The organism is Cognatiluteimonas telluris, from assembly GCF_011320095.1.
Classification (GTDB): Bacteria; Pseudomonadota; Gammaproteobacteria; order Xanthomonadales; family Xanthomonadaceae; genus Cognatiluteimonas; species Cognatiluteimonas telluris.
In genome coordinates, this window is sequence record NZ_JAANOY010000018.1 from 16,664 (window position 1) to 29,262 (window position 12,599).

Genomic DNA, 12,599 nt, shown 5'->3' on the forward strand with positions numbered 1-12,599 from the left:
CTAATGGTACGCATTGTCAAAACTGGTTTGTCAAATAACGTACGCCAGCGGATTGTCGGCGACGGCGCACCCCGACCGTGGCACCCACGGCCGCCACGAACGCAAGGAGGCACTCCCATGGTGGCAGTCCTGAAACCGCAGGCCGGCGACGCCCTCGTGCTGACCCGCCAGCTCCCGGGGCAGGCCGAGCTGCTGCCCGCGGCCGCCCGGGTCTTCCTGGCCGAGCTGCACCGACGCTTCGAGCCCGAACGCCAGGCGCGCTTGGCGGCGCGGATCGAACGCCAGGCGTGCTTCGATGCCGGCGGCCTGCCCGACTTCCGCGCCGACACCGCCGAACTGCGGGCGGGCGACTGGCAGGTTTCGGAACTCCCGGCAGCGCTCCTCGACCGGCGGGTGGAGATCACCGGCCCGGTCGATCCGAAGATGGTCATCAACGCGCTCAACGCCGGCGCGCAGGTGTACATGGCCGACTTCGAGGACTCGACCGCGCCGACCTGGGCCAACCTCGTCGGCGGCCAGCAGGCGCTGCGCGCCGCGGTCGCCGGCACGCTGGAATTCGACGCGCCCGGCGGCAAGCACTACGCCCTGCGTCCGTTCGCCGAACAGGCGGTGCTGATGGTGCGGCCACGCGGCTGGCACCTGGACGAGAAGCACGTGCAGGTCGACGGCCAGCCGATGAGCGCGAGCCTGTTCGACCTGGGCCTGTTCGCGTTCCACAACGCGCGCGCGCTGGCGGCGAAGGACCGCGGCCCCTACTTCTACCTGCCCAAGCTGCAGTCGATGGAGGAAGCCGCGCTGTGGGACGCGGTGCTGGCGCACATCGAGCGTGCCCTCGGCCTGCCGGCCGGGCGGATGAAGGTCACGGTGCTGATCGAAACGCTGCCGGCGGCATTCGAGATGGACGAGATCCTGCATGCGCTGCGCACGCGCGTGGCCGGCCTCAACTGCGGGCGCTGGGACTACATTTTTTCCTACATCAAGACCTTCCGCGCCCATCGCGACAAGGTGCTGCCCGAGCGCGGGCAGGTGGCGATGACGCAACCGTTCCTGAAAGCGTATTGCGACCTGCTGATCCGCACCTGCCACCGCCGCGGCGCGCATGCGATGGGTGGGATGGCGGCGCAGATCCCGATCCCGCGCGACCTGGAAGCCAACGCCGCGGCGCTGTCGCGGGTGCGCGAAGACAAGCAGCGCGAGGCGCGCGCGGGGTGCGACGGCACCTGGGTCGCGCATCCGGCGCTGGTGCCGCTGGCGCGCGACGTCTTCGACGAACACCTGCCGTGCAAGCACCAGCACCGCGTGCGCCGAGACGACGCGCAGGTGACGCGCGACGACCTGGTCGCGCCACCGCTGGGCAGCATCAGCCGCGCCGGCTTCGACAACAACGTCGAGGTCTGCGTGCGTTACCTCGCCGCCTGGCTCGACGGCCAGGGCTGCGTGCCGATCCACTGGCTGATGGAGGACGCGGCGACCGCCGAGATCGCGCGTGCGCAGCTGTGGCAGTGGCTGCATGCCGGCGACGGCGACCGCACGGGCCTGCACCTAGCTGATGGCACGTCGATCGACTTCGCGCTGTTCGAGCGCGCGCTGATCGGATTGCCGAGCCGGCTCGCCGCGCAGGGCGCGATGCCCGGCGCGGACCACGTCGATGCGGCGATCGCGCTGCTCGACGAACTCACCCACCGCGACACGCTCGCCGAATTCCTCACCCTGCCCGCGTATGACCTGATCGACTGAGCGATGGCCGCCGCGAACGCGGATTGCGCTGTCGCGCCACCACCCTCGACGCCAAGGACCGACACATGAAGACCACGTTGCCGACCGCCGAACAACTCAAGCTGGACTGGAGCAACAACGCGCGCTGGGAGGGCATCTCCCGCAACTACGCGGCCGAGGACGTCGTGCGCCTGCGCGGCACCGTCGCGATCGAGCACTCGCTGGCCAGGCTGGGCGCGGAAAAGCTGTGGCGCGCGCTGCACGGCGAGGACTTCGTCGCCGCGCTGGGCGCGCTCACCGGCAACCAGGCGATGCAGCAGGTCAAGGCCGGGCTCAAGGCGATCTACCTCTCGGGCTGGCAGGTCGCGGCCGACGCCAACGTCGCCGGCGAGATGTATCCCGACCAGTCGCTGTATCCGGCCAACTCGGTGCCGCTGGTGGTCAAGCGCATCAACAACGCGCTGCTGCGCGCCGACCAGCTGCAGCACGCCGAGGGTGACGACAGCATCGACTTCCTGCAGCCGATCGTCGCCGACGCCGAGGCGGGTTTCGGCGGGGTGCTCAATGCCTTCGAACTGATGAAGGCGATGATCGAGGCCGGCGCCGCCGGCGTGCATTTCGAGGACCAGCTGGCCAGCGCCAAGAAGTGCGGGCACATGGGCGGCAAGGTGCTGGTGCCGACCCGGGAGGCCGTCGAGAAGCTGACGGCCGCGCGCCTGGCGGCCGATGTCATGGGCGTGCCGACGCTGATCGTCGCCCGCACCGACGCCGAGGCGGCCGACCTGCTCACCTCGGACATCGACGCCAACGACAAGCCGTTCTGCACTGGCGAGCGCACCGTCGAAGGCTTCTTCAAGACCCGCAAGGGCCTGGAGCAGGCGGTCTCGCGCGGCCTGGCCTATGCGCCGCATGCGGACCTGGTCTGGTGCGAGACCGGCAAGCCGGACCTGGCCTTCGCGCGCGCGTTCGCCGAAGGCATCCATGCGAAATATCCGGGCAAGCTGCTGGCGTACAACTGCTCGCCCAGCTTCAACTGGAAGCAGAACCTGGACGACGCCACGATCGCGAAGTTCCAGCGCGAGCTGGCGGCGATGGGCTACAGGTTCCAGTTCATTACCCTGGCGGGATTCCATGCGCTGAACTACTCGATGTTCCACCTCGCCCATGGCTATGCGCGGCGGCAGATGAGCGCTTTCGTCGAACTGCAGCAGGCCGAGTTCGCCGCCGCCGGGCAGGGCTTCACCGCGGTCAAGCACCAGCGCGAGGTGGGCACCGGCTACTTCGACTCGGTGGCGCAGGCGATCCAGGGCGCGCAATCCTCGACGGTCGCCTTGAAGGGCTCGACCGAAGAAGCGCAATTCCACGCGCCGCCGTCGCCGCCCGAGGCTGCCGCCGCCGCGTAGTAAGCGGGAGGACCTCCGGCGAAGCCAGTCCGCGATCAGCCGGTGATCAGCCGCTCGCCGGCGCCGGCAAACTTCAGCCCGACCTGCAGCACGCGATCGTCCTGGACCGCGCGCACCACCAGCAATGCCGGCCCGAGCGCAACCCGGTCGCCGACCTGGGCCTGCTCGTCGAAACGCTCGTCGAACACCTGAGCGGCGGTCGACCTGGCGAAGCGCGGCGGGATCGCCAGTCCATAGAACGATGCCAGCTCGCCCAACGGGACGTCGCCGGGCAGGCTGAACAGGCCGAACATGTCCTGCTCCGCCTCGCGCGCATCGGCGCCTTCGGCAAACAGCCAGTCCAGGCGCGCGGCCTGCGCGCTGGGGGCGACGAAGTACGCATAGTCGTTGGGCGCCAGCGCGCCCACTTCGCCGGGCAGCAGGATGGCGCCGTCGCGCACGGCCATCGCCAGCCGCACCCGCCCCGGCAAGGGCGCGCCGCGTAGCAGCGCACTACCGGGTGCGACCCGGTAGCCGACCATCTCGTACTCCAGCTGCCCGGGCAGGTCGAGCTGGATGCGCCGGGTGTTGGGATCGCTGCGTGGCACCGCGACCCCGAACCGGTGCGCCGCGCGCGCCAGCGTCCAGCCCTGCACCAGCAGAGAGGCCAGCACGACCAGGAAGGCGACGTCGAAATACAGCCGTGCGTTCGGCAATCCGGCCAGCAGCGGGATCGAGGCCAGGAAGATGCCGACCGCGCCGCGCAGTCCGACCCAGCTGATGAAGCCGATCTCCTGCCAGCGATAGCCGAAGGGCAGCAGGCAGGCCACCACGGCCACCGGGCGGGCGACGAACATCAGGAACGCCGCCACCCCCAGCGCCGGCCACAACACCTTGAGCAGTTCGCTGGGCGAGGCCAGCAGGCCCAGCAGCAGGAACATCACCAGCTGCGCGAACCAGGTCGCGGCGTCCTGCACCGCCAGCACGTCGGCGCGCGCGCGCACCGGCCGGTTGGCCACGACGATGCCGGCCAGGTAGACGGCGAGGTAGCCGCTGCCGCCGAGCAGGTTGGTGGCCGCGAACAGCGCCACCGCCGACGCCAGCGCCAGCCACGGATGCAGGCCCGAAGGCAGCGACACCCGGTTCAGCGCCGCGACGATGCCGCGGCCGCCGGCATAACCGGCGCCCAGGCCCAGCACGATCGCCCACACCAGCTCAATCGCCATCCGCACGGCACCGACCTCGGCGCCGACGTCACGCGCCGCCAGCCAGCTGGTCAGCGCGACGGTCAGGAACACCGCGGCCGGATCGTTGCTGCCCGATTCGATCTCCAGGGTGGCGCCGCTGCGCCGCTGCAGGTGCAGGCCGCCGGCCCGCAACAGGAAGAACACCGCCGCCGCGTCGGTCGAGGCGACGATGGTACCCAGCAGCAGCCCCTCCACCGGCGGCAGGTCGAGCAGCTTCATCGCCGCCAGTGCGGTGAGCACCGCGGTCAGCACCACTCCCACGCTCGCCAGCACCAGCGCCGGCACGACGCTGCCGCGCACCTGCGCCGCGCGCGTTCGCAGGCCGCCGTCGAACAGGATCACGCTCAGCGCCAGCGCGCCGACCAGGAAGGTGAAGCGGGTGTCGTTGTAACGGATGCCGCCGATGCCGTCTTCGCCCAGCAGCAGGCCGAGCATCAGGAACACCAGCAGCAGCGGAGCGCCGAAGCGCCGCGCGAGCACCGAGGAGGCGATCCCCACCAGGATCAGCAGCGAGCCGCCGAGCAGGGTGAGCTCGATTGCGTGCAGGCTCTCCAAGCGCCGCTCCAGTCAGGTCCCCCGGCATCCTAGCAAGCGCCCGTGGCGGCAATCGGCGCGGCTCCGCGCGCGGCGATCGGCGGCGCGCCGCGATCGCCTGACTGCGGGCGGCGCGCCAACGGCATGGCGGCTCCCGGTCAGCGCGCGAACAGCTGTTCGGCCCGCTGGAACAGGATCCAGCTGGTCGCGATCACCTTGTCGCCGCCCACCGGACGATTGCCGCGATGGGTATGGGTGAATGCCGCCGGGGCGATCAGCAGCCGGCCGCTGCGCGGCACCACCCTGCGCTGCTGGAAGAGGAATTCGGTCTCGCCCGCCGTGAACCCCTCGTTGAGGTAGAGCGTCCACAACAGGTGCCGGTGCAGCGTCTCGGCGCCCGGGTCGCGCGGATACAACTCGCAGTGCCAGTAGGGATAACCGCCTTCGCCGTCGGCATACCACTGCAGGTTGATGGCGCCCGGACGCAGGCAGGCCTGCACCAGCGGGGCAAGCGCAGCGTCGTCCATCGCTGCCAGCTGCGCCGCTTCCAGCCGCCGTGGCTGGCCGTCGGCGCCAGGCGCCTGCAGCATCAGCGGCGCCAGCAGCGCCTGCGGGTAACGGCGCAGATAGGCGAGCAGTCCCGCGAACACCGCCTGGTTGAGCGACGCCTCGACGTCGGCCCAGTCCGGCCGGCCCGCCAGTGCCAGGTCGCGGCTGTGCTTGAGGTCGGGGAAGACGCCGGCGCCAACGCGACCGGGTCGCAGCGCATCGCTCCCGCGCAGGCGGGCGAGGATCGCGGCGCAGCTCGCGGCCGGCAGCGCGTCATCGATGACTTCGATGAAGTCGCAACCGGGGGCGGGGGCCCCGTTCACGCCTGCGCCCGCACCTCGGGCTGGATACCGGCGTCGAACTGGTGGTGGTACTGCACCGCCGCTTCGACTTCCGCTTTCGATCCCAGGAACACCGGCACGCGCTCGTGCAGGTGGCTCGGCACCTGGTCCAGGATCCGCGCGCGGCCGGTGCTCGACGCGCCACCGGCCTGCTCGACCAGCATCGACATCGGGTTGGCCTCGTACATCAGGCGCAGCTTGCCGGCCCTGGTCGGGTCGGTGTTGTCCTGCGGCCGTGCGCCGAGCTTGCGGTCCCAGGGGTAGATGAAGATCCCGCCGCGGGTCAGGATCCGGTGCACGTCGGCCACCATCGAGGCGATCCAGCGCATGTTGAAATCCTTGCCACGCGGGCCTTCCCTCCCAGCCAGCAGGTCGCGCACGTAGTCCTGCATCGGCGCTTCCCAATGGCGCTGGTTGGACATGTTGATCGCGAATTCGCGCGTCTCGGCCGGGATCCGCATCTCGCGCTGGGTGAGCATGAACGATCCCTGCTCGCGATCCAGGGTGAAGCCATGCGTGCCGTGGCCGGTGGTCAGCACCAGCATCGTGGACGGGCCATAGATGCAGTAGCCGGCGGCGACCTGGGCCGTGCCCGGCTGCAGGAACGACTGCGTATCCACGCATTGGGCATCGCCCGGGCAATCGAGCACCGAGAAGATCGTGCCGACCGAGACATTGACGTCGATGTTGCTGCTGCCATCCAGCGGATCGAACAACAACAGGTAATTGCCGCGCGGGTAGGCGTCGGGAATCGGGAAGGGCTCCTCCATCTCCTCCGAGGCACAGGCGGCCAGGTGGCCGCCCCAGGCGTTGGCCTCCAGCAGTACGTCGTTGGCGATCACGTCGAGTTTCTTCTGCGCCTCGCCCTGGATGTTGATCGATGCACCCTGCGCGCCCGCGGCCTCGCCGAGCACGCCGCCCAAGGCGCCCTTGCCGACCGCGACGGCAATGGTCTTGCAGGCGCGCGCGACGACTTCGATCAGCAGCCGCAGGTCGGCGTTGATGCGCTGCTCGCGCTGCTCTTCGATCAGGAACCGGGTCAGGGAGACGGGCGTTGCGGGCGTGGGCATGGCGTGGTGGCGACGATGGGAAGCCGCCATTGTCGCCTGCGCTTGCCAGCCGCGCACCCGCAGGCAGGCGCACCGCTGCAGCGGCTGCGCGACGCCGCTATGCCGCCAGCGGGTTCTGCGGGGCGACCGGGCCGGCGGCGACAGCCTGGCCGGGACGGGCGCTGGCGCGCCGGCGCAGGACGCCGGTCAGCGTCTTGTGCGCCATCGCCAGCATCAGCAGCGGCGCGCTGGGATCGGCGGCGGTCATGACTCGCTTGGCGGCCTCGATGGCGTCGGCCGCGACGATGAAATCGTCACCCGAAAGCATCGGCCTCAGGCTGCGCAGGCAGGCGTCGAGCTGGCGCTCGAAATCGGGGTTGCAGCCCTGCCCGGCGCGGCGGGTGGCTTCGTGCATCAACGAATTGACGTGGCTGAGTTCATCCATGAGTTCCTCGGCGGCAAAGTCCATGCAGGTACCTTCGTGCGCGCAGGTCGCACAGGCTGCGATCGGGGGGAAAATCATCCGGGCGGGCGAGTGAGAGCCCGGTGTAGGCCGCCGCCGCGCGGCTGATCCGTTCAGCAACGGGCCGGATCAGAAGTCCGGATCGTCCGGCCAGCCTTCGCCGCTGCCGCGGTGGTACACGCGGTCGGAGTCGAGCACCGTGCCCGCCGGATACGAAGGCTGGTTGCCCAGCCTGGCATAGATCGGGGCGAAGTCGGGTCCGGTCGCCTGCATCAGCTGCTCGAAGCTGTCGATGACGAAATAGGTCTTCTGGAACGTGTCGATGCGGTAGCGGGTGCGCATGATGCGTTCGAGGTCGAAGCCGATCCGGTTCGGTGCGTCGGAATCCAGACAATGGATGCTCTCGCCCTTGGACGAGACGATGCCGCTGCCGTAGATGCGCAGGCCGTCGGCCTGGCGGATCAGGCCGAATTCCACCGTGTACCAGTACAGCCGGGTCAGGTTGACCAGCGCCTCGGGGCCGATGCCATGCGCCTTGACGCCGCCACGGCCGTAGGCGGCCATGTAGTCGGCGAACACCGGATTCATCAGCAGCGGCACGTGGCCGAACAGGTCGTGGAAGAGGTCGGGCTCGGCCAGGTAATCGAGCTGCTCGGGCTTGCGGATCCACCAGGTGACCGGGAACCGGCGATTGGCCAGGTGCTCGAAGAAGGTCAGCTCCGGCAGCAGGCCTTCGACCCCGACCAGGGTCCAGCCGGTGGCCTTCTCGAGGATGTTGTTGAGCTCGGCGAATTTCGGGATCGCGTCGGGCGTCATCCCCATCGCATCCTGCGCGACCAGGAACTCGTCGCTGGCGCGACCGACCAGCAACTTGCGCTGGCGCTCGAACAGCTGCGCCCAGACGTCGTGGTCGACCGCCGTGTAGGCCGCCCACGGCTGCTCGACCACGGCGGTGGTGTAGACCGGGACGTAGCCCTTGTCGGTCTGCTGGTGCTCGACGCGGGTGGGAGCGGGAGGCGTGGCGTTCATGCCCCGATGGTAACCCCGCCCCGGCATTTATCGCGATGACGTCGCCACCGCGCGCAGCTGGCCGAAGAAGTCACCGGGACGCCAGCGCGGCGGTTGCGTTGCGTCGCCCAGTCGCCGCCCCAGCGCCGCCGTGAGCGCCGCCATGCGCGCGGCATCCTGGTACTGGATCGGCTGGCTGGCGTCGTCGCAGGGCTGGTGGTAGCAGCGGCGCAGGAACTCACGCTGGGCGAGCTTGGGCAGCGTGTGCTCGTCGGCCTTCTTGCCCGCGCTGGCCGCGCCCGGGACCACGCCACCATCCAGGTACAGCGCCGGCACCCCGGCGCGCACGAAGGCGAACTGGTCACTGCGCACGAACACCGCTTCCTCGGGAAAGGGATCGGGCGACACGGCGATGCCCAAGGGTTTCGCCGCCGCCTCGAGCGCGGCCTGCAGCGAGGAATGCGTCGCGCCGATCGGCACCACGTCGCGCGTGGGCACCAGCAGCATCGGCATGTCGAGGTTGATGTCGGCGGCCAGCGGTTGCGGCGGATGAGTGACGAACCACTGCGCGCCGAGCAGGCCCTGCTCCTCCGCCGTCAGGGCGACGAACAGCAGCGGCCGCTCCGGCGTCGCGTGCCGCAGCGCCCGCGCGGTCTCCAGCACGATCGCCACGCCCAGCGCATTGTCCAGCGCGCCATTGCGGATGGCGTCGCCAGCGACCGGCGCCCCGATCCCGAGGTGGTCCAGGTGCGCGCTGAACACGATCGCCTGCGACGCCAGCGCCGGGTCGGTCCCCGGCAGGCGCGCGACCACGTTGCGGCTGTCCAGCGGCGCGATGAAGCTGCGTGCCGCCAGCGACAGCGTCACCGGCAAGGCGAAGCCCTTCAATGTTCCGGCCTGGGCCGCCTGGGCCAGTTCGGCCGCGGTATGCCCGCTGCCGTCGAACAGCAGGTCCGCGGCGGCGGCGCTGACCCGCACGACCACGCGCAGTTGCGGGAAGGTGCCGATGCCGCGGCCATCGGCGGCGCGCAGGCGCAACTGCGGCTGTTCCCAGTTCGCGGCCTGCGCCGACCAGGGCGCGCGCGCCTCGTCGTCGGCGGTGTCGACGAACACCGCGCCGACCGCGCCACGCTGCGCCAGCGCGCGCAACTTCTCCTCGCGCGAGGCGTGGAAGGCGCGGCGGTCGTCGTCGAACGCCGCCGGTGCCCCGCCGAGCACCACCGCAATCTTGCCGTGCAGGTCGAGTCCGACGAAGTCGTCGTGCTCCAGGTCCGGCGCCGACACGCCTTGGGCGACGAACACCGCGGGCGCGCGCACGCGCGCATCGGCCGCGTCGAAGCCCGGCTCGGTGAGGAAGTGGTCGCGAAAGCGCAGTGCGATCGTGCGATCGCGGCGCGCCACGTCCAGCCGCGCGCCTTGCGCCAGCCGCGTGGCCTGCAGCAGCGGCACCCGTTGCGAAAACGTCCCGGCGTCACCGGCCGGCTGCAGCCCCAACGCGTGGAATCGCGTGGCGACGACATCGGCGGCACGCTCGAACCCGGGCGTGCCGGTGCGCCGGCCCTGCATGGCGTCGCTGGCCAGGGTCGCCACGTCCGCGCGGATGCGCCGGGCGGCGGGGCTGGTCGTCGCAGCGGTAGCCGCCGGCGCGGAAGCCGTCGCCGCCGGCGGGGTGGGCGTCCCCGATCGCGAACATCCCGCCAGAACGCAGGCGCCGACCAGCAACGCGGCGCGCGCAGCGCAAACCAGACCCGGAACAGCCATGGCGAACATCCACGAAAAGTTGCGCGACGCTAGCACGCCGCCATCGCCACGCAAGCCGGTCGCCAGAAGCGGCGACGCGGTGACGCGGGCGCGGCGCGGACGCGCGCAGGTCGCGCTCGCCACCAGCACCGCGATCGCCGGGCCCTAGCGCCGCTGCGTGAAGGGCAGTACGACTGGCGCTCCAGCCTGCGTGGTCTCCTCGCGCTCCCAAAGCACCGGCACCTGCGGCGGCCGTGCGGGCTCGAACTGCGAGCGCTCGGCCGCGGCCGCGGCCTGTGCCGTGGCGGCGAGGTCTTCTTCCAGTTCCCACGAGTACCGCCGGCGCGCGGGCAACGGATCGCAACGGCGAAGCAGCCATGCGGCCAATACACCGGACATGGCGCCGCCCAGGTGCGCCTGCCACGACACCCCGGGCTCGTGCGGCAGCACCGTCAGCAGCATGCCGCCGTAGAGGAAGAACGCGATCATCGCCGCCGCGATCGCCGGCCGGTCGCGACGCAGCAGTCCGAGCGTGAACACCAGGAACATCAATCCGTGGGTCAGCCCGCTCGCGCCGAGGTGCCAGCTGCCGGCATCGCCGAGCATCCATGCGCCCAGGCCCGAGCCGATCCACAGCAGCGGCAGCGCGCGCGGCGTCGCTCGCGGATACACGGTGCCGGCGAGCGTGCCGAGCAGCAGCAGCGACACCGCGTTCGCGCCCAGGTGTCCGGGCGAGCCATGCAGCAAGGGCGCGAACACCACGCCCACGAGGCCACTCCAGCGATGCGGCGCGATCGCCAGCCAGCGCCAGTCGAACACCTGCTGGGCGGCGAAGGCGATCGTCATCAGCAGCACGAAGCCCAGGCTGGCGGTCAGCGCGCGCTGCAGCCGGCGGCGATCGAGCGCGCGCTGGGCGGGACTGTCGGGGACCGGCTCGGGCATGGGCAGGTGCATGACCCGAGGATGGCGACGAACGCGCCGGATGCAAGCGGAGGCGCCGCCGCAGCCCGGGCGGGTGCGGACCGCCGCGTAGAATGCGCGCGATGAACGACGCGATCCCCACCGTCCGCCTGCGCAATCCCTGGCGTTCCAACCATCCCTGGATCTTCCAGAAGCTGGTCGACAAGCCGGTGAGCAAGCCCAAGCCCGGGAGCGTGGTCGACATCGTCGGCATCGATGGCGACTGGATCGGGCGCGGTTTCTACAACGGCCATTCGCGGATCGCGCTGCGGATCCTGGAAACCGATCGCGAGGTCGCGATCGACGCCGGCTGGTTCGCGCGGAAGATCGCCGCGGCGGTGGCGCTGCGCCGCGAGGTGTTGCAGCTCGACGCGATCTCCGACGCCTGGCGGGTGGTGCATTCCGAAGGCGACGGCCTCAGCGGACTGGTGGTCGACCGCTACGGCGACCTGCTGGTGGTCGAATATTTCAGCGCCGGCATGTTCCGCCACCGCGAATGGATCTACGACGCGTTGCGCGCGCAGTTTCCCGGTTGCCGTTTCCACGCCTTCGCCGACGAGCACGTGCAGAAGCAGGAATCGTTCGACTTCCGCGGCAGCGAACCGGCGCAGCCGGCGATCATCACCGAGCACGGCATCCGCTTCCGCGCCGATCCGGCCGGTGCGCACAAGACCGGCTTCTTCGCCGACCAGCGCGACAACCGGCAATGGCTGAGCCAGCACGTTGCCGGCAAGCGCGTGCTCGACCTGTGCTGCAACACCGGTGGCTTCGGCGTGTACGCCGCGGTGCGCGGCGCCGGCGAGGTCGTCGGCATCGACATCGACGAGGACGTGCTGGCGATCGCGCGCGGCAACGCCAAGCTCAACGACGCGCGGGTGAAGTTCATCCAAGCCGACATCTTCCCGTGGCTGCGCGACGCCGGCCAGCGCGGCGATGCCTACGACGTGGTGATCCTCGACCCGGCGAAGATGACCCGCGATCGCGAGCAGGTCATCCCGGCGCTGAAGAAATACCTGGACATGAACAAGCTCGCGATGGGCGTGGTCAAGCCCGGCGGATTGGTGGCGACGTTCTCGTGCACCGGGCTGGTGAGCGAGGACGAGTTCCTCGGCATGCTGCGGCGCGCGGCGTTCTACGCCGGGCGCACGGTGCAGGTGCTGAAGGTGTCGGGCGCGGGCCCCGACCATCCGTTCCTGGCGCAGGTGCCGGAATCGCGTTACCTGAAGGCGGTGTTCTGCCGCGTGCTGGACTGAGGGCGCAGCGAGATCGGGATGATCTCGTCGCGGCCCAGGCGGGTGGCGAACCGGTTGCCGACGTGGCGGCCGATGTACGTGCCCAGTCCGCGGCCTTCGCGCGCCAGCGCCTTCATGCGGCCCACGTGGCGGCGGCCCGGGACGTCGTAGGTGTACAGGTAGACGTTGCCGTCGACGAACTGCACGGCGATGCCGTCGGGCACGATCGAGTAACCCACCACGCCCGAGTGCCCGCTTTCGTTGCGGTAACGGTGGAACGGCGGCATCCGTAGCGCAGTGACAGCTTCCATGCGCCCGATCCTATGGGGCCAAAAGTGTGCGTGCGATGAAGTGGCGCAACGGGTGAGACCGGCGTCG

Annotated in this window: 12 protein-coding genes; 4 read left to right on the forward strand and 8 right to left on the reverse strand. The window is 70.5% G+C overall.

Annotated features, from left to right (window positions below; genetic code table 11):
* Nucleotides 1-117 precede the first annotated feature (117 nt).
* Nucleotides 118-1,737 carry a malate synthase A gene (aceB, locus tag G7B67_RS09585; protein WP_166211441.1) on the forward strand — a complete coding sequence of 540 codons (1,620 nt, stop codon included), beginning with the start codon at nt 118-120 and terminating at the stop codon, nt 1,735-1,737.
* Nucleotides 1,738-1,802: 65 nt separating this feature from the next.
* Nucleotides 1,803-3,119, forward strand: a complete 1,317-nt coding sequence (aceA, locus tag G7B67_RS09590) for an isocitrate lyase (protein WP_166211444.1) — start codon at nt 1,803-1,805, stop codon at nt 3,117-3,119.
* Nucleotides 3,120-3,154: 35 nt separating this feature from the next.
* Here the strand turns inward: aceA and G7B67_RS09595 are convergent, their stop codons facing one another.
* The 6 genes from G7B67_RS09595 to G7B67_RS09620 form a co-directional block, all read right to left on the reverse strand.
* Complete coding sequence (locus tag G7B67_RS09595; protein WP_166211447.1) at nt 3,155-4,900, reverse strand: potassium/proton antiporter; 1,746 nt, start codon at nt 4,898-4,900, stop codon at nt 3,155-3,157.
* Between the two features lie 137 nt (nt 4,901-5,037).
* The gene (locus G7B67_RS09600; protein WP_166211450.1) at nt 5,038-5,751 is read right to left on the reverse strand and encodes a 2OG-Fe(II) oxygenase; all 714 of its coding nucleotides are present in this window, start codon (nt 5,749-5,751) and stop codon (nt 5,038-5,040) included.
* Nucleotides 5,748-6,839 (reverse strand): class 1 fructose-bisphosphatase, encoded by a 1,092-nt coding sequence (locus G7B67_RS09605; RefSeq protein ID WP_166211453.1) that lies wholly within the window; start codon nt 6,837-6,839, stop codon nt 5,748-5,750. The genes G7B67_RS09600 and G7B67_RS09605 overlap by 4 nt, the downstream gene beginning before the upstream one ends.
* A gap of 97 nt (nt 6,840-6,936) precedes the next feature.
* On the reverse strand, nt 6,937-7,287 hold the full coding sequence (locus G7B67_RS09610; protein WP_166211456.1) for a hypothetical protein: 351 nt from the start codon (nt 7,285-7,287) through the stop codon (nt 6,937-6,939).
* Nucleotides 7,288-7,410: 123 nt separating this feature from the next.
* Nucleotides 7,411-8,310, reverse strand: coding sequence for a phenylalanine 4-monooxygenase (phhA, locus tag G7B67_RS09615; RefSeq protein ID WP_166211459.1), 900 nt, complete (start codon nt 8,308-8,310; stop codon nt 7,411-7,413).
* A 27-nt stretch (nt 8,311-8,337) separates the two neighbouring features.
* The gene (locus G7B67_RS09620) at nt 8,338-9,879 is read right to left on the reverse strand and encodes a M28 family peptidase (RefSeq protein ID WP_166211462.1); all 1,542 of its coding nucleotides are present in this window, start codon (nt 9,877-9,879) and stop codon (nt 8,338-8,340) included.
* Between the two features lie 169 nt (nt 9,880-10,048).
* On the opposite strand from G7B67_RS09620, the gene G7B67_RS09625 reads away from it, so the two are divergent.
* A complete protein-coding gene (locus G7B67_RS09625; RefSeq protein ID WP_166211464.1) occupies nt 10,049-10,198 on the forward strand; it encodes a hypothetical protein in 150 nt (49 codons plus the stop codon).
* Here the strand turns inward: G7B67_RS09625 and G7B67_RS09630 are convergent.
* On the reverse strand, nt 10,195-10,983 hold the full coding sequence (locus G7B67_RS09630; protein ID WP_243412320.1) for a rhomboid family intramembrane serine protease: 789 nt from the start codon (nt 10,981-10,983) through the stop codon (nt 10,195-10,197). The two genes, G7B67_RS09625 and G7B67_RS09630, sit on opposite strands and share 4 nt — an antisense overlap.
* Before the next feature lie 89 nt (nt 10,984-11,072).
* Between G7B67_RS09630 and G7B67_RS09635 the strand changes: the two genes are divergently transcribed.
* Complete coding sequence (locus G7B67_RS09635; protein ID WP_166211467.1) at nt 11,073-12,242, forward strand: class I SAM-dependent rRNA methyltransferase; 1,170 nt, start codon at nt 11,073-11,075, stop codon at nt 12,240-12,242.
* On the opposite strand, the gene G7B67_RS09640 is transcribed toward G7B67_RS09635, so the two are convergent.
* On the reverse strand, nt 12,206-12,532 hold the full coding sequence (locus G7B67_RS09640) for a hypothetical protein (RefSeq protein WP_207780905.1): 327 nt from the start codon (nt 12,530-12,532) through the stop codon (nt 12,206-12,208). The genes G7B67_RS09635 and G7B67_RS09640 overlap by 37 nt on opposite strands.
* Nucleotides 12,533-12,599: the final 67 nt, after the last annotated feature.